Annotated in this window: 12 protein-coding genes; 11 read left to right on the plus strand and 1 reads right to left on the minus strand. The window is 36.8% G+C overall.

Annotation, left to right across the window (positions count from 1 at the left end; genetic code table 11):
- Positions 1-9 precede the first annotated feature (9 nt).
- The 9 genes from bamA to tldD all read left to right on the plus strand — a co-directional run bounded on the left by bamA (position 10) and on the right by tldD (position 13572).
- Positions 10-2427, plus strand: a complete 2418-nt coding sequence (gene bamA, locus ERCIKOCA2762_RS00965) for an outer membrane protein assembly factor BamA (protein WP_157988768.1) — start codon at positions 10-12, stop codon at positions 2425-2427.
- Between the two features lie 138 nt (positions 2428-2565).
- Positions 2566-3063, plus strand: a complete 498-nt coding sequence (locus ERCIKOCA2762_RS00970) for an OmpH family outer membrane protein (protein ID WP_157988362.1) — start codon at positions 2566-2568, stop codon at positions 3061-3063.
- 3 nt (positions 3064-3066) lie between these two features.
- On the plus strand, positions 3067-4095 hold the full coding sequence (gene lpxD, locus ERCIKOCA2762_RS00975) for a UDP-3-O-(3-hydroxymyristoyl)glucosamine N-acyltransferase (RefSeq protein WP_157988363.1): 1029 nt from the start codon (positions 3067-3069) through the stop codon (positions 4093-4095).
- A 126-nt stretch (positions 4096-4221) separates the two neighbouring features.
- Positions 4222-4677: a 3-hydroxyacyl-ACP dehydratase FabZ gene (gene fabZ / locus ERCIKOCA2762_RS00980; protein WP_157988364.1), complete on the plus strand. Its 456-nt coding sequence runs from the start codon at positions 4222-4224 to the stop codon at positions 4675-4677.
- A 3-nt stretch (positions 4678-4680) separates the two neighbouring features.
- Positions 4681-5469, plus strand: a complete 789-nt coding sequence (gene lpxA, locus ERCIKOCA2762_RS00985; protein WP_157988365.1) for an acyl-ACP--UDP-N-acetylglucosamine O-acyltransferase — start codon at positions 4681-4683, stop codon at positions 5467-5469.
- 3 nt (positions 5470-5472) lie between these two features.
- Positions 5473-6621, plus strand: a complete 1149-nt coding sequence (lpxB, locus tag ERCIKOCA2762_RS00990; protein ID WP_157988366.1) for a lipid-A-disaccharide synthase — start codon at positions 5473-5475, stop codon at positions 6619-6621.
- Positions 6622-7288: 667 nt separating this feature from the next.
- Entirely contained in the window at positions 7289-10774 is a 3486-nt protein-coding gene (gene dnaE, locus ERCIKOCA2762_RS00995; protein WP_157988367.1) for a DNA polymerase III subunit alpha, read from the plus strand.
- Positions 10775-10786: 12 nt separating this feature from the next.
- On the plus strand, positions 10787-11761 hold the full coding sequence (gene accA / locus ERCIKOCA2762_RS01000) for an acetyl-CoA carboxylase carboxyl transferase subunit alpha (RefSeq protein ID WP_157988368.1): 975 nt from the start codon (positions 10787-10789) through the stop codon (positions 11759-11761).
- Between the two features lie 365 nt (positions 11762-12126).
- The gene (tldD, locus tag ERCIKOCA2762_RS01005; protein WP_157988369.1) at positions 12127-13572 is read left to right on the plus strand and encodes a metalloprotease TldD; all 1446 of its coding nucleotides are present in this window, start codon (positions 12127-12129) and stop codon (positions 13570-13572) included.
- A 574-nt stretch (positions 13573-14146) separates the two neighbouring features.
- Here the strand turns inward: tldD and ERCIKOCA2762_RS01010 are convergent.
- Complete coding sequence (locus ERCIKOCA2762_RS01010) at positions 14147-15493, minus strand: UDP-glucose dehydrogenase family protein (RefSeq protein ID WP_157988370.1); 1347 nt, start codon at positions 15491-15493, stop codon at positions 14147-14149.
- Between the two features lie 1763 nt (positions 15494-17256).
- Between ERCIKOCA2762_RS01010 and rsmH the strand changes: the two genes are divergently transcribed.
- Together rsmH and ftsL are read left to right on the plus strand one after the other, a co-directional pair.
- The gene (gene rsmH / locus ERCIKOCA2762_RS01015) at positions 17257-18195 is read left to right on the plus strand and encodes a 16S rRNA (cytosine(1402)-N(4))-methyltransferase RsmH (RefSeq protein ID WP_157988371.1); all 939 of its coding nucleotides are present in this window, start codon (positions 17257-17259) and stop codon (positions 18193-18195) included.
- Complete coding sequence (ftsL, locus tag ERCIKOCA2762_RS01020; protein ID WP_157988372.1) at positions 18195-18461, plus strand: cell division protein FtsL; 267 nt, start codon at positions 18195-18197, stop codon at positions 18459-18461. Before rsmH ends, ftsL begins: the two co-directional genes overlap by 1 nt.
- The last annotated feature ends 154 nt before the right edge of the window (positions 18462-18615 follow it).

Consider the following 18615-nt stretch of genomic DNA (forward strand, 5'->3'; position numbering starts at 1 on the left):
ATCATAAGGATAGCGATGAAAAATTTTCTCATAGCATCTCTGCTTTTTAGCAGCGCTACTGTATATGGTGCAGATAGCTTCGTAGTAAATAATATTTATTTTGATGGATTGCAACGAGTATCTGTTGCATCTGCATTGCGCAGTATTCCGGTGCGAACCTCAGGAATAGTGTCTAATGAGGATACTAAAAAGATCATCTCTGCGTTATTTGCAACCGGAAATTTTGATGATGTGCATCTTATTCGTGATGGTAGTACATTACTTGTGCGACTAAAAGAGCGCCCAATCATTTCTAGTATTACTTTTACCGGAAATAAAATAATGCAAGAAGAAGTGTTGAAACAGCATTTGTCTTCTTATGGTGTGGCTGTCGGTAGTATACTCGATCGTGCTACCATTAGACTTATTGAGCAAGGATTAGGAGATTTTTATGAAAATATCGGTCATTATCACACAAGTGTAAAAGTTGTTTTTACCCCATTGCCAGGCAACCTCGTTGATTTAAAGTTTATTTTTAAAGAGGGTATGTCTACATATATCCAACAGATTAACATTGTAGGAAATCAAGCATTTAGTTTGCACCATCTGACGTCCCTGCTACAATTACGTGATCATAATGCAGATTTTTGGTGGAAAATATTGCGTCATGATCAGTATCATACACAAAAATTCAATGCAGATTTAGAAGTTTTAAAGAATTTCTACCTAGACCGTGGTTACGCACGTTTTAATCTTGATTCGACTCAAGTCAGCTTAACACCAGACAAAAAGGGGATATACATTACTATTAATATCACCGAGGGATCTCAGTACAAAGTGTCGGATATTTCAATTCATAGTAATGTACAGATACAATCAAAAGAGATGGATCAGAACATAGTGCTACAGCGTAATGCTTTATATAATCGAGCACAACACCTGCGCATTGAGGATGTAATTAAAAAAACATTAGGACAACAAGGATATATCTATCCACAGATTCAGCATAAGTTAATTTTTGATGATACTGCTAAAAAAGTGCAATTAAGATTGAATATTAATTCAGGTCACCGATATTACGTACATCAAATACGTTTTGAAGGAAATCACATCTCTAAAGATGTTGTGCTTCGTCGTGAGATACGACAAGTTGAAGGAACATGGGTGACAGGGGATTTAGTTGAACAAGGTAAAGAGCGTTTATCTCGTCTTGGGTATTTTAATACAGTGAATGCACATGTACAAAGAGTTCCTGGTTCTATAGATCAAGTAGATTTGATCTATACAGTGCAAGAGCGTAATACTGGAACAATGAATTTAGGTCTTGGGTATGGTACAGAAAATGGTGTCAATTTTCAGGTTGGTCTAACTCAGGAAAATTGGTTAGGAACTGGAAATTCCCTTGGAATTAACAGCATAAAAAATGATTTAATGACTTATGCGGAACTTTCACTGACAGATCCTTATTTTACAATATTTGGTGTTAGTCTTGGTGGCAGGTTAATTTATAATGATTTTAAGGCTAATAACTCCGATCTTGCAGATTATGCTAATAAGAATTATGGATTAGACAGTGCTGTGGGGTTTCCATTAAATGAAGCGAACACGCTAAATATTGGTGTAGGATATGTACATCATCGTCTTTCTAATATGAAGCCACAAGTATCTATGTGGAGATACCTGCACTCTTATGGAGCTCACCCGTCCTTCTCTCCTAATGAAGAATTTTCCACAGATGACGTCACCTTGAACTATGGATGGACATATAATACATTAGATCATGGATTTTTCCCTACTATGGGTAATTCCGCTAATATTAGCGGAAAAATCACCGTCCCTGGTGTAAAAAATAATTTTTATAGAGTGATGATTAATGCAAAACAATATGTACCCCTGAATTCAAAATGTACATGGATTTTACTAGGTCGCGGTCGTTTTGGTTACGGAGATGGTTTGGGCAGCAAAGAATTACCGTTCTATGAAAATTTCTATGCTGGTGGTTTAAGTACAGTGCGTGGGTGGCGATCAAATACTCTTGGTCCAAAAGCTGTCTATTACAAAAATGGATCGCTGAAGTGTTCTAGTCGTCATCCTTATAGCATTTGTCAATCTACTGATGCCATAGGCGGGAATGCTATCGCCATCATGAGTGCGGAGTTGATTACACCAACACCATTTTTAAGTGATACATACGCACATTTAATGCGTACTTCCTTTTTTATCGATACAGGTATGCTATGGGATACACATTGGAAGCATACTCAAGACATGAGGTCAGCGCATATTCCAGATTATAGTCAACATAAGAAAATTCGTATATCCGCAGGAGTAGCATTACAATGGATGTCACCAATTGGACCTCTAATATTTTCTTACGCACAACCTTTTCACCCTAGTGAGGGTGATAAGTCAGAACCGTTCCAGTTTTATATAGGGAAGACTTGGTAATAGGTTATTAAGTATAAGGTTAAATGATAAGATAGGTTCTAGATGAACAGAACCAAACCATGTATAACATGAGATACATGCATAGACGAGTATCCGTGTAATTACGTTGCTAGTTACAAAGCGTAAAGGAGCTGGATAGTGAAGAAGGTATTATATGCTATAACTCTAGGCTGTGCATTAATTGTTTCTGTACCTGCTCAAGCCTCTAATAAAATTGCAGTCGTAAATGTTGTTGATATCTTCCAACAATTACCAGAGTTTGTCACAGTTACACAAAAGTTAGAAAATGAATTTCGAGCTCGTACCAGCACTTTACAAAACATGGAGCGCGATCTACAAATGCAAATCCAAAACTTGCAGCGTGATAGGTTAACCATGAAGGAAAGCGAACAACTTCGTGTTGAAAAAGATGTTTTAAAACAGCGTGAAGAGTTTAATACTAAAGCTCGCGTCTTTGAGCAAGATAATCGTCGGCGTCAAATAGAAGAGCGTAATAAAATTTTGCATAAAATTCAAAATGCTGTCCAAAAAGTAGCCAACCTCCAAGGCTACGATTTAGTTATTGATCAAAGTGCAGTTGCTTATTGTACGCCATCCAAAGACATCACTGCTGACGTTTTGAAACAGGTTAAATAAATTATGCCTTCAATTCGACTAGCTGATTTAGCCCAGCAGTTGGATGCGGAATTATATGGCGACGGAGATGTTTGTATCTCCGGTATTGCATCGATACAATCCGCAAAAAAAGGTCAAATAACCTTTCTTTCAAATAGAAGACACCGTAAGAATCTTGCGGTTTGTCAAGCTTCAGCTGTGGTTTTAACCGCATCTGATCTGGGGTCTTATCATGGCCCTGCATTGGTGGTGAGCAACCCTTATCTCATATATGCTCGTATAGCACAACTACTAGATACTACGCCACAGCCAGCTACAGCTATTTCGCCTAGCGCAGTAATCAACAATACAGTTGGTATTGGTAAAAATGTAGCTATTGGTGCTAATGCAGTTATTGAATCGGATGTTGTATTAGGCGATCAGGTAGTAATTGGCGCAGGTTGTTTTATTGGAAAGCACGCTCACATTGGTGCAGGTAGTCGTCTATGGGCGAATGTGTCTATTTATCATGAAGTAGAAATTGGTCGTAATTGTCTGATTCAATCTGGGACAGTTATTGGTAGCGATGGATTTGGTTATGCTAATGCTTCCAATCATTGGGTTAAGATCCCTCATTTAGGCACGGTCATCATTGGCAATCATGTGGAAATTGGTGCCTGTACGACTATTGATCGTGGTTCGCTGGATAATACTCAAATTGGTAATGATGTTGTTATAGATAACCAATGCCAAATTGCACATAATGTAGTAATTGGGAACAATACTGCAATAGCAGGTGGTGTAATTATGGCTGGAAGTTTAAAAATTGGTCGTGATTGTATGATTGGTGGTGCAAGTGTAATAAATGGCCATATAGAGATTTGTGATAAAGTCATTGTCACGGGGATGAGCATGGTCATACAGTCTATTACTGAACCTGGTATATATTCATCTGGCATCCCCCTCCAACCTAATAAAGTCTGGCGTAAAACTGCTGCTTTAGTAATGAATATTGACAATATGAGAACACGCTTAAGAAATATTGAAGTTGAAGTTGCCACTCTGAAAAAATAAATAATAAAACTTCAAATTTATCTTGGATTGATTTGATACAACATGTACCAATTAGAACAGACCAGAATAGAGATTGTTATGGGTCGTATTACGCAGGCCGTTAGCTTTTAGGACAGGAAGAGTATTTTGACTACTAACACTCATACTCTAAAAATTGAAGAGATTATTGAACTTTTACCACATCGTTATCCATTTCTTTTAGTCGATAGAGTGATTGCATTTGAAGAAAATAAATATTTAAGAGCGGTAAAAAACGTGTCAGCGAATGAACCATTTTTTCAAGGTCATTTTCCTGAAAAGCTCATTTTCCCAGGGGTGTTGATTTTAGAAGCCATGGCTCAAGCTACTGGCATTCTTGCGTTTAAAAGTGTTGGTAAATTAGAACCAGGTGAACTTTATTATTTTGCAGGTATTGATGAAGCGCGTTTTAAGCGGCCAGTAGTACCGGGTGATCAAATGATCATGGAAGTACATTTTGAAAAAACCCGTCGTGGATTAACACGCTTTAAAGGTGGTGCTACCGTTGATGGTAAAATTGTCTGTGAAGCAACAATGCTGTGTGCCCGCAGCCGGGAGGTTTAACTTGTGATTGATACTACCGCCGTTATTCACCCTAGTTCAATTGTTGAAGAAGGCGCTGTAATTGGCGCTGGCGTTCGGATTAGTCCCTTTTGTGTCATTGGCGCTAACGTTAGCATTGGGGCAGGCACGGTTCTTAAATCACATGTTATAGTTAATGGTCATACTTCAATTGGAAAGAATAATATTCTTTGGCCATTTTCTTCCGTTGGGGATGTGAATCAAGATCGGAAGTATGCTAGTGAACCTACACGCGTAGAGATTGGTGATCGCAACCATATCCGTGAAAGTGTCACGATTCATCGTGGGACTATACAAGCTGCTGGAATTACCAGAATTGGTGATGATAATTTACTAATGGTAAATGCGCATATTGCTCACGATTGTGTGGTGGGCAGTCATTGTGTTTTGTCTAATAACGTAACATTAGCTGGACATGTGTGTGTAGATGATTTTGCGATTATTGGAGGGATGACAGCTGTACATCAATTCTGCATTATTGGTTCTTATGTTATGGTAGGCGGATGTTCTGGAGTTACTCAGGATGTACCGCCTTATATTATAGCACAAGGTAATCATGCCAAACCTTTTGGAATTAATCTAGTCGGATTACAACGACATGGATTTAGCAAGGAAGCCTTGAATGCGATTCGATCTTCTTATAAGATGCTATATCGTAGTGGAAAAACACTTGATCAGATTAAACCGGAGATAGCTAGCATTGCTAATGATCATCCAGAGGTTCAACCATTTTATGATTTTTTTGCCCGTTCAACCAGGGGTCTGATTCGTTAATCTATGTCTCGTTCTTCTTCTTTAACTATTGCGCTCGTTGCAGGAGAGCGCTCCGGTGATATACTTGGAGCTGGTCTGATTCGCGCGTTGAAAAAAATATACCCTAATACGCATTTTGTTGGAATTGCTGGACCGCTGATGAAGCGAGAAGGATGCATAGCATGGTATGATATGGAAGAGCTATCTGTGATGGGAATAGTGGAGGTACTAAAGTGTTTAAGACGACTCTTATATGTGCGTCGCTCTCTTGCACGTCGTTTAATACTTTTAAACCCAGATGTATTTATTGGTATTGATGCTCCTGATTTTAATCTAATGTTAGAACAGTGTCTAAAGCGCTATGGCATTCATACCATTCATTATGTTAGTCCATCATTGTGGGCATGGCGGAAGCGCCGTATCTTTAAAATTGCCCGTTGCACTGATCTGATGTTAGTGCTCTTTCCATTTGAAAAAGATTTTTATGATCGTTGTAATGTCTCTTGTCGGTTCATCGGGCATACTTTAGCCGATGCGATATCATTAATACCGGATAAGTTGTCTGCACGTCAAAAATTAGGGATTAAACCGCAAGCTTTATGTTTAGCTGTCTTACCGGGTAGTCGTAGTATGGAAGTGCAGATGTTAAGTGAAGATTTTTTAAAAACCGTACTGATTTTACGGGAAAAATATCCACATTTAGAGATTATTGTACCGTTTGTAAGTGTGCAAATTCGAGCGCAATTTGAATCCATTAAAGCTCTAGTGTCTCCAGACTTACCTATGCGTTATTTAGACGGGCACTCGTGTCAAGCAATGCAAGCTAGTGATGCTGCTTTACTGGTATCGGGAACAGCTACATTAGAGTGTATGTTGGCAAAATGTCCTATGGTAGTGGCTTATCGTATGACAGCTATTACCTTTTGGATCGCGCAGAGATTAGTCAAAACCGATTATATATCTTTACCTAACATATTAGCAGGCTATTCTGTAGTGCCAGAGTTCTTACAAGAAAAATGTCATCCCTCAAAATTAGCAATGGCATTGGAGCCATTTTTAAATAAAGAACAATCTGCTTCTGCTTTATTAGATATTTTTCTAGATTTACATCAGACCATTCGTTGTAATGCTAATGAACAAGCGGCAGAGGCAGTGCTAGAGCTATGTACATAATATATTTAATGCATAATGATTATCGCATGTTTAATTGCATACCATTATTACAATATGCCACGCGTGTAAGATAGCGTTTAGTTTTATAATTTTTGTAATGTGACATAGTGTCATGCTGTTTTTAAATTATCTATATGCTTTTACAGTATCTGATGTAATTATTCTTATAACACTTCAATGATTGGTCTATTCTGTTCATGTAGAAACAATAAAATAGATAGCACTTATTATTTTTAATTTTTTTTATATTAAAATAAAGATTTTTTTATTTAATTTACAAGCAGGATGACATCTTTATACAATATTTTGTTAAGAACAATTTAATCGTGAATATCTAGTTGTATAGAATGGTCTGGTTTCAGACTCTTATGGTATGAATTTCATCTAAGAAAGTGATGGTGAGATAATAATCATTTTATGTCTGCTATTATACTCCTGTGTTACAGAAATATTTTACATATCTCAAGCTCATATGGTGTTCTTGGTAGCTGACTAGATCATTATATCATGTAAATCATGTGCACTAGAATGGCAGAATGCTAGATTCTGTGCGCATGATTGTCATTGTCTTTAATATGCGACAACCTTATTTTATATTTATACTCTCATAATTGTTTCAGTATCAAAGTCACCTCTGCCATAATATTATATTTACATAGGACTTAAGATGCCGGCACCTCGTTTTATTCATTTACGTGTTCATAGTGACTATTCTATGATAGATGGGTTATCAAAGATAGAATCACTGGTATATCATGCAGCTGATATGGGGATGCCAGCTCTTGGTCTTACAGATTATCACAATCTTTTTGGTTTAATTAAGTTTTATAATGCTGCACATGAAAAAGGTCTTAAACCAATCATTGGCGTTGATTTAAGGATGCACTGTAGAGAGATAGGTAAAGAACTGGTTCACATCACTGCCCTAGCGATGAATAATCAGGGCTACCAAAATTTGATTGTATTGATTTCTAAGTCTTATCTAAGGGGTTATGGTGGGTCTGGTCCAACCATAGAACGTCACTGGTTAGTGGAGCATCAAGAAGGATTGCTTTTGCTTTCTGGCGGGTATCAAGGCGATATAGGTAAAGCGTTATTACGTGGCAACCAAAACACAGTACAAGCATTTATAAAATTTTATAACAAGTATTTCCCGCAGCGTTACTACATTGAATTAACTCGTACGGGGCGACGAGACGAAGAGATATACTTGCATCAAGCAGTAGCATTAGCTATAGCACAGGAGCTACCTGTTGTAGCTACCAATGAAGTCTGTTTTATCGCTGAGTCAGATTTTGAGACTCACGAGATTCGTGTAGCAATTCATACCGGACATACCCTTGATGACACCCGCCGTCCTCGATTTTATACTGCGCAACAGTATTTTCGCACTGAGGAGGAAATGTGTGATCTATTTTCTGATATTCCAGAGGCATTAGAAAATAGCATAGAAATCGCTTGTCGTTGCAATACCACTATCCAGCTTGGTTCATATTTTTTGCCAAAGTTTCCGACTGGTGCAGTTTCTACAGAAGACTTTCTTATTGATAAGTCCAAACAAGGCTTAGAAGCACGTCTAGTATCTTTATTTCCAAACCCTACAGTTCGCGCTTTGCGGCGTATTGATTATGATAAAAGACTTGAGGTTGAATTACATGTGATTAATCAGATGGGTTTTCCGGGTTATTTTTTAATTGTAATGGAATTTATTCAATGGTCTAAAGAACATTCTGTGTTAGTTGGGCCAGGACGTGGTTCTGGCGCCGGCTCTTTAGTAGCATATGCATTAAATATTACCGATATTGACCCACTAGCGTTTAATTTAATCTTTGAACGTTTTTTGAATCCAGAACGTATATCTATGCCAGATTTTGATATCGATTTCTGTATGAATAAACGAGATCTAGTAATTGAGCATGTGGCAGAAATGTATGGTCGTCAAGCTGTTTCACAGATTATTACTTTTGGGACCATGACAGCTAAAGCAGTCATTCGTGATGTAGGACGTGTTTTAGGCCATCCCTATAGTTTTGTTGATCGTATATCTAAAACCGTTCCACCAGACCCTGGCATGACATTAGAAAAAGCATTGCAGTGTTCTTCTCGTTTCACAGAATTATATAATACCGATGAAGAGGTTAAAACTCTTGTTGAGATGGCAAGAAAATTAGAGGGTGTGACGCGTAATGCTAGTAAGCATGCTGGAGGTGTAGTTATTGCACCAACAAAGATTACTGATTTTTCACCGTTGTATTGTGACGAAAATGGTAATCATCCAGTTACACAGTTTGATAAACATGATGTGGAATACACCGGTTTAGTCAAGTTTGATTTGCTTGGTTTACGCACTTTGACTACTATTGATTTGGCGTTAGATATGGTTAACACACGTCGGAAAAAAAAATTACAGACATTGATTACTCTGGCTTCCATATCTCTAAAAGATAAAAAAAGTTTTGGTATGTTACGGCGTGCGGAAACAACTGCAGTCTTTCAGCTGGAATCACGTGGTATGAAAGATTTGATGAAAAGACTAAAACCTGATTGTTTCGAAGATATAATTGCGCTAGTTGCTTTGTTTCGTCCTGGACCACTACAATCTGGAATGGTAGATAATTTTATTAATCGTAAGCATGGACGAGAAAAAATATCTTATCCGGATATACAATGGCAGCATAAATTACTGAAACCAGTACTTGAATCAACTTATGGCATTATTTTATACCAAGAGCAAGTTATGCAGATTGCTCAAGTATTATCTGGATATAGCCTAGGTGCTGCAGACATGTTGCGTCGTGCTATGGGAAAAAAAAATCCAATCGAAATGGCTAAGCAACGAAGAATATTTGAAGCTGGAGCAAGAGAGAATGGCATAGATGGTACGTTAGCAGTAAAAATTTTTGATTTAGTAGAGAAATTTGCTGGATATGGTTTCAACAAATCACACTCTGTTGCTTATGCGCTTCTCTCTTATCAGACCCTATGGTTAAAGTCACACTATCCAGCTGAATTTATGGCAGCGGTAATGAATACGGATATGGATAATACAGAGAAAGTCGTTATTTTAATCAATGAGTGTTGGAGAATGGGTCTAAAGGTTTTACCACCGCATATTAATATTAGTTTATATAATTTTCATGTTAATGATCAAGGTGAAATTGTTTATGGTCTTGGTGCGATTAAAGGAATTGGTGCTGGTCCAATTGCAGATATTATACAAGCACGTAATAAAGGTGGTTGTTTTGATGAGATGTTTCAATTTTGCGTTCGTATCAATACCAAAAAAGTAACTTATCGAGTCTTAAAGAAATTAATTATGTCTGGTGCTTTAGATTGTTTCGGGCAACATCGTTCTGCTTTGACAATGCTTTTACCGGATGCTTTAAAAGCGGCTAACCAACACATTCAGGTATCAGAGATAGGCCAGCAAGATATATTTGGGGTGCTATTAGGTCATAATGATAGAGTACAACAGAAATGCTTAGATGTACAGCCGTGGCCAGAAAACATCCGATTAGATGGTGAACGAGAAACTTTAGGGCTTTACTTAACCGGTCACCCCATTGATCCATATCTTAAAGAGCTGCAGCATTATGTTAGTAAGCAGAATTTGAAGGATATCCATCCTACCAAGAAAGGGGAACATACCACTATTGCAGGGTTGGTTGTATCTTCTAGAGTCATAGAAACTAAAAGCGGTCATCGTATAGGTCTATGTACACTCGATGATCGCTCAGGGCGCGTGGAAGTCAAGGTGTTCACCGATATTTTGGATAAATGCAAACATTTTTTAGAAAAAGACCGTATCCTTGTTGTGCGTGGAGAGATCAGCTTAGATCATTTTAGTGGAGGTATGAAAATTATAGCTCGTGATTTGATGGATCTTGATGCAGCTCGCAAAAGATATGTACATAGTCTAACGCTGTACCTTACGGATGAACAAATAGATAAACAGATCATAGAGCAGATATATAGCTTACTTGCACCATATCGAAAAGAAGAAGGCGTGCCTGTTAATGTATATTACAAGGCTGAGAAGACTAAGCTAAAATTAGGTGTAGATGTAACTTGGACAATTACATGCAACGATGCTTTATTAAATGATTTAAGATTATTGATAGGATCAGAAAAAGTAATATTAGAATTTGATTAAAATAGGATTATTATGAGTTTGTATTATCTGGATTTTGAGCAGCCTTTAATAGAGATAGAAGAAAAAATTAACTCCCTAAAAGCAGTAAGTCGTCAAGATGTGCATGCACACATGAATTTAGATGAAGAAATTCAGCGTTTATGTGATAAACGTGTGGATATGACACGCAAGATTTTTTCTAATTTAGGTGCGTGGCAGATTACGCAGTTAGCTCGACATCCTTTGCGTCCCCATACTCTAGACTATATTCATACTATCTTCACTGATTTTGATGAGCTAGCAGGTGATCGTGTATATTCAAATGATAAAGCGATTGTAGGCGGTCTTGCACGTCTCGCCGGACGTCCTGTAATGATTATTGGACATCAGAAAGGGCGTGAAACAAAAGAAAAAATTCGTCGTAATTTTGGTATGCCAGCGCCAGAGGGGTATCGTAAGGCATTACGTCTGATGGAATTAGCCCAACGTTTTAATATACCGATTATTACATTTATTGATACACCAGGTGCGTATCCCGGTGTTGGTGCTGAGGAACGTGGACAAGCAGAAGCTATTGCTCATAATCTGCGTGAGATGTCTAGATTAAGAGTGCCGGTCATCTGTACAGTGATTGGTGAAGGTGGATCTGGAGGCGCATTAGCTATTGGTGTTGGTGATAAAGTGAATATGTTACAATATAGCATATATGCAGTTATCTCCCCTGAAGGCTGTGCCTCTATTCTATGGAGGAGTACAGAGAAAGCATCTATAGCGGCTGAAGCAATGGCTATTATTGCACCTCGTTTAAAAGAGCTAAACTTAATTGATTCTGTGATTCCAGAACCTCCTGGCGGAGCGCATCGTGATCCACTAGTCACTAGCGAGACATTAAAGAATCAACTTTTAACTGATTTAGCTGATTTAGAGTTACTGAGCAAGGCAGAATTGCTAGATCGTCGTTTTCAGCGTTTAATGAGTTATGGTGCCACTGCTATTTATTCACCGTAAACGAATCATTCTTATATACTACTATCTATTTATTTTTTGAACGCATATCTGTTTATATATTCATGCTGTTATAGCATGATCCAGTGTAAAATAAGATCATTGATTGCGAAAATTGGCGTCTGTGGAATATCATGCATCTCTTTTGGCGTTATGAATATAGAGAGTCATGTGATAGTGTCGTAAACAATATAACACTTGTAGAGTAGTGTACAGTGTATTAATACAGCTGATAGCAGACTGAATATTGTTTTGTTATCTATTTAAAAATTATCTTGACAGAAATTATACTATTGTCATGCCCATCGTAGTATGACTCATGGCTATATAAAATATCCCACAACCTATCTATTTTTAAGAGAGTATACATGAGCATAAACTTCGTAAGTGAGCAATTACTTGCTGCAAATAACTTGAGTCAGGCAGATCTCACTTCTATTTTAGGTTGTCTATCCGAACGAAAGTTAACTTACGGTGATCTGTATTTCCAATATATTTACAATGAATCATGGGTGCTGGAGAATAAGATTATTAAAAATGTTTCATATGCCATCGAGAATGGTGTGGGAGTGCGAGCTGTTAGTGGTGAAAAAACTGGTTTTGCCTATGCTAATGAAATTACCTTACAGGCTTTGCGTCAGAGTGCACTAGCTGCGCGTAATATTATATCGGAATCCGATAACAAAAAGTGTAGCGTTTTTAAAAAAGAGAAATATCGTCCTCGTTATAGCACACAGGACCCATTAACTAGCTTTGCACAGGAAGACAAAATTACTTTACTGCACCAGATTGACACTGCAGCGCGCAAAGTAGATAAGCGCGTACAAGAGGTAATAGTCAGTTTAACAGGTACATATGAGCAAATATTAGTCGCAGCAACTGATGGTACGCTAGCAGCTGATATTCGTCCTCTTGTTTTATTGTCTATGAGCGTACAAATAGAGGATCATGGCAGATTTGAAAAGGGTATATATGGTGGTGGTGGTCGTTGTGGTTATGAGTTTTTTTTAGATCAAGTCGATGGTGAAGTACGAGCGATATCATGGGCTCGCAATGCAGTGCGTATGGCGTTAGTAAATTTGTATGCTGTATCAGCTCCAGCAGGTTCCTTTCCTATTGTTTTAGGAGCAGGATGCCCGGGTATTCTCTTGCATGAAGCAGTTGGTCATGGATTAGAGGGTGATTTTAATCGTCGTGGCACCTCTTTGTTTAGCGGAAAGATAGGTCAGAAAGTGGCATCTGAGCTATGTACAGTAGTAGATAACGGTACTCTTGATGGAGCACGTGGGTCGCTATCAATGGATGATGAGGGTGTACCAAGCCAGTGCAATATATTAATTGAAAAAGGTATTTTAAAAGGGTATATGCATGATAAAATGAATGCACGTCTGATGGGTGTTGTGTCGACTGGTAATGCTCGCCGTGAATCATATGCGTATTTACCCATACCAAGAATGACTAATACACATATATTATCCGGACAGTCAACTCCTACAGAAATGATTGACAGTATTGATTATGGGTTATATGTACCCACATTAAGTAGTGGTCAAGTGGATATTACATCTGGTGCGTTTTCATTTTCTACTTCAGAAGCTTATTTAATTAAAAATGGTAAGGTGACTCAACCTGTAAAGGGTGCTACTTTGATTGGGTCTGGTATTGAGACAATGCAGAATATTTCAATGGTTGGGAATGACCTTGCACTAGATACAGGTATGTCTGTGTGCGGCAAGGAGGGGCAAAGCATCGCAGTTAGTGTTGGTCAGCCTACTGTTAAAGTAGATAAACTAATAGTGGGAGGCACTGCTTAAATTCTTTCATCATACCTTATTACAATGATTCATGCTAATCATAGAGCGATAGCTTGATAGAGATGTCTTGTAAAGGTTGACACAATAAACCGGCAACAAAAAATCATCTTGGATAACATGCAATAGAAAAAATAAGTCTTTTGCGCTGTAAATTAGTAGATGCATGGAGATCAGATATATATATTTGTTAGTACAATATGTTCGCTGAAAAGAAAATATAAGATATATATTGAAAACGAAAGCACAAATCTATTCATCACATCAATGATGTGGAAGATCAATTTTTATTAATTTTATCCCAATACACTTTATAGTGGTACCTCATGCATGAGAGTGTAGTCAAAATGATCTGTTATATTTTTTATTTATGTTTTAAACGGTCTAAGTGATTACGATGCATTGATCATTATTAAAGGATAGTCCAGGTAATAACTGTGGCCAAGCGCATGCTGTTGTGGATGATAACAACAGGTCTATACAGCAATAAAATAGAAAAACTTTATGTTGCAAGATGCTGTCTCACGGGGTTAAATTTTAATTTTTTCCTTGCTAGTACTTGTGAATAAAGTGTTATCTAATCATATTTTTTTCGAACGGATTCTCCACGACCAATAGCATAATAAATAAACCCGTATTCTTTAAGTTTATCTGGATCATAAATATTACGACCATCAAAAATCACAGGGTTTTTAAGTGTTTGTTTTATAAAAGCAAAATCAGGAGAGTGGAAATGTTGCCATTCTGTGCATATAATGAGACCGTCTGCATTTTGCAGTGCCAGTTCTTTGTTTTCCATGATTTTAAGGTCATCACGTAGACCGTAAATGCGTTGTATTTCATGAAATGCTGCAGGATCGAATGCTTGTATTACAGCACCTTCTTTCCACAATTCTTCCATTAATACTCTGCTTGAAGCTTCACGCATATCGTTTGTGTTTGGTTTAAATGATAGCCCCCATAAGGCAAAAATTTTACCTTGTAAGTTATCTTTAAAGTGATGTTTTACAATAGTTGATAATTTGTATTTTTGGATAGAGTTTACGTTGACTACTGCCTTCAGGATCCCTGGATGGTACCCTATATCCTGAGAGGTACGGATTAAGGCTTTCATATCTTTGGGCAAACAGGACCCTCCATAACCACAGCCTGGATAAATAAATGAGTGACCAATACGTGAATCAGCACCAATACCTTGACGCACTCTGTCAATATCCGCACCAAGGCGTTCTGCTAAATTAGAGATTTCATTCATAAAGCTAATCTTAGTGGCTAACATGCAGTTTGCAGTATATTTTGTGAGTTCAGCGCTACGGATATCCATGAAGAGCATGCGATTATGATGGTGGTTAAATGGTTGGTATAATTCACAGAGAAGATTGATAATATTCGCATTATCAGTACCAATAATAATACGATCCGGATTCATACAATCATTCACAGCCGTGCCTTCTGTAAGAAATTCTGGGTTAGATACTACCTCACATAGAAAATTTACACCACGATCTTGTAGTGTAGCTGTGATTAACTGACGTATATATTCAGTTGTGCCAACAGGAACAGTAGATTTATTGAGCACTATTTTTCTATCTTGCATATGTTCAGCAATAGTGCGTGACACAGCAATCACATTTTTTAGATCTACAGAACCATCTTCCTCTACTGGTGTGCCAACAGTAATAAATTGTATTAATCCGTGCTGTACACCTTCTTCTGGATGAGAAGAAAACTGTAAACGTCCTGATTGATAGTTCTGCGTAATCAATGGTTGTAAATCAGTTTCGAAAATAGGCATAGAGCCTTTTTTTAATTTTTGGATTTTGGTGTCGTCAATATCAATACAGAGGACATTATGCCCTACTGCAGCTAATACCGCAGACTGCACCAAACCCACATAACCAATACCAAATACTGTAACTTTCATGAGTTTTTCCGGTAAACAATACTTAAGATCACGCTGAGTTTAAATAAAATCACATATAATGTGTGTGTATTTGTAAGTCCGTATTTTTGATTGCACTTGTCCTCACTTATAGTATGACTAAGTTGAGGTGTGGTATATGCACTGTATAAGAATAGAATCTATCATTCTGTAGTATAATTGTATATTTGCTTGCACGTTTTATTTATTATACTTTGTATTCATATCTAGAATTTTCGGTGACGTTAATTTATTAGAGGGTCATTCACTACAAGAGCGGAATGTAATTAAAATGCATCATCATCTAGTTTTTGCTCTATAAGATGATATGATCGAATATGCTAATTTTTTATTAAATAGAATCTGCTTTGACTTAGTGTCATGGTCCTCTGTCGTTCGTCATATGGCATTCAGAGTCAGGCGAAATATTATAATTTCATTATAGTTTATTTTTATGCTATGAGATACCAAAGCATATTACTCTTTTTTATTTATTTTGCTATGTAAATTTATGTATTCATGATTGTCGATGTAAGAACAGGTTACATACCATGATGGTATGTAACGGACACCGCTTGTATGTAGTATAACGATCAGCTAAGATCATTCGTCTTAATGTTTTTGCTTTACTCAGATGGTTGGTTAAAGTTGCATACCATGTTTATAGTTAGTATTAGACAAGCATTCAACATGCGTGATAGGAATATACATGTGTATGAATTTATTTTTTATTCCCTTGTTGTCTCAAGTCTTAACAAGATACTACTGAGCTACTCTGGAGTGATAGAATACTATACTATATGTATATGATACATCATCATATATATGATATATTACAGAATGTTTAATTCTATGGTAAATAAGAGAAACGGTGCAGTTTAAAGGATTACATGAGGATGTAGTATATGTCATGTGAGATTAAAAATAGATGAATAATATACATATATTCTAGATAGATATATTCAGATGCATTTTTTCACCTATTATTTTGAGTGACTAATTTACTGGCAAATTCTTGGATAATGATAGGCTGGTATTTTAGATGCTTGTAATTTTTTGAAAATGAGTATATACAGTGTCTGCCTCTTAGAAAAATGTTATTTTTACAGATCATTAGGTATGTATTACCGAAGCGTTTATTAGAAGTATTGAGAATTCAGACCCAGATTAGTTAGATCTACACTCCTGATATTCATCAAGGAGTATGAAAGTATCGTACTGTATTTTTAAATCAGATATAGAAGATAACTATATTTCGTTTGTGGAACCATTTATAAAAAGATACAAGAGGTTAAATACGTAAAATAGATCTGTCATGAATGTTTCATATTACAGAATAATCAGTGTTACTAACTTGCTATATACGCTTGATATCAGAAGACTATAAGATCGTCATCGTCGATGACTTATATGCTTTTTCATGATTGTATTTGATAAAGCTCACTGTTATTAACTTTCACAGTACGTAATTGCATGACACAACAACAGTTAGTGTAGCATATGAGATTCTGATTATAGCAATAGATCATATGCTGAGTGTATGTTTGCAGAGAAATTCTCGTGTTAAGTTTTAAATTTATGTTTTTAGTTATTACGCTAATATACTAGATATAGTATATCTACATCACAAGCCCGATCATTTGGTATACAGATATACAGTATATCTAAATGAGAGTGGATTTTTTTAATCGTACTATACGAGATATATTAATCATAGATACTATGATATTTATAATTTAGATAAAATTAACATGCATGAGATTATGATGAAGGAGATGTTTAAACATATACCAGTGTTAGTAGATGAGGCTGTGAATGGGCTGAATATTCAGCCTAATGGTATTTATATAGATGGCACCTTTGGAAGAGGTGGGCACTCACGTGCAGTGCTTACCAAACTTGGCATTCGCGGACATTTATATGCGATGGATTGTGATCCACAAGCCATTATTGCTGCATCTAAAATTATTGATTCTCGTTTTACTATTATTCATGGTTTATTTTCCTCTATGGCTAACTGCGTTGAAGCACGTGGTTTAACCAGAAAAATTGATGGCGTTCTTTTAGATTTTGGTGTTTCTTCGCCTCAAATTGACGATGCACAACGTGGTTTTTCCTTTATGCGCGACGGACCATTAGATATGCGCATGGATCCAACGTACGGCAAATCAGCTGCTATGTGGTTAGGAAATACAAAGGAAAAAGAAATCTCTCTTGTTCTCAAAACTTTCGGTGAAGAGCGTTTTGCAAATCGTATCGCGCGCGCTATTATACAACGTAATCAGAAGCGTCTTATTTTACGTACTACAGATCTTGCTAATGTTATTAACACAGCAATACCGTGTAAAGATAAATTTAAGCATCCAGCGACACGTAGTTTTCAAGCCATTCGTATCGTGATTAATAATGAGATAAATGAGATAAAACAAGTACTTCATGGTGCATTAACAATTTTAAAAGACGGTGGTCGGTTATCTATTATTACTTTTCACTCATTGGAGGATCGCTTAGTAAAATCTTTTATAAGAGAGCATAGCGGTATGATACAAATACCGAATGGTTTACCGATACCAGAAGTACAACTCCAGCGCTTAGGAAAGCATCATCTGAAGGCCATATGTAAAATCACACCTAGTAGATCTGAAATCACTCATAATCCACGTGCACGTAGCGCTGTCTTACGTATTGCTGAACGTATTAGATAATGAAACATAGACGATATGATTTACCACAGATTATTTTTGTAGATTTAATACACTATAGTAAGGTGCCTTTATTACTATTAATGACTATACTTATATCTGCTTTTTTAGTAGTAATTATTGCATACCAAACACGATTATATACAGCTCATCGTGAAAAGTTGTTTTTAGAACGTCAAGCGTTGAACACTGAGTGGCGTAATTTAATTCTTGAAGAAAACTCATTGATGTATCATTATCTCATGATAACTAATATGAAGGAGAAATAGGTGCGGTACTGATGATTCTATAAGCAACAATACAGAACATAGTGATATACCAATAATTTCCTATCATTGATAAATGCATTGTTTATGATATATAGAGGTACTATTTTGGTGTAAAGATGTAATGTATTAGAATAAATGCTGATGCATATGCTAG

Origin of the sequence: Candidatus Erwinia haradaeae (genome assembly GCF_900698935.1) — a bacterium.
GTDB lineage: Bacteria > Pseudomonadota > Gammaproteobacteria > Enterobacterales > Enterobacteriaceae > Erwinia_E > Erwinia_E haradaeae_D.

Bases quoted from the DNA above. Each gene is read 5' to 3' on its own strand.
- accA (WP_157988368.1), top strand. From the start codon at position 10,787: ATGAGTTTGTATTATCTGGATTTTGAGCAGCCTTTAATAGAGATAGAA.
- lpxD (WP_157988363.1), top strand. From the start codon at position 3,067: ATGCCTTCAATTCGACTAGCTGATTTAGCCCAGCAGTTGGATGCGGAA.
- rsmH (WP_157988371.1), top strand. From the start codon at position 17,257: ATGAAGGAGATGTTTAAACATATACCAGTGTTAGTAGATGAGGCTGTG.
- ftsL (WP_157988372.1), top strand. From the start codon at position 18,195: ATGAAACATAGACGATATGATTTACCACAGATTATTTTTGTAGATTTA.
- lpxB (WP_157988366.1), top strand. From the start codon at position 5,473: ATGTCTCGTTCTTCTTCTTTAACTATTGCGCTCGTTGCAGGAGAGCGC.
- ERCIKOCA2762_RS01010 (WP_157988370.1), bottom strand. From the start codon at position 15,493: ATGAAAGTTACAGTATTTGGTATTGGTTATGTGGGTTTGGTGCAGTCT.
- dnaE (WP_157988367.1), top strand. From the start codon at position 7,289: ATGCCGGCACCTCGTTTTATTCATTTACGTGTTCATAGTGACTATTCT.
- tldD (WP_157988369.1), top strand. From the start codon at position 12,127: ATGAGCATAAACTTCGTAAGTGAGCAATTACTTGCTGCAAATAACTTG.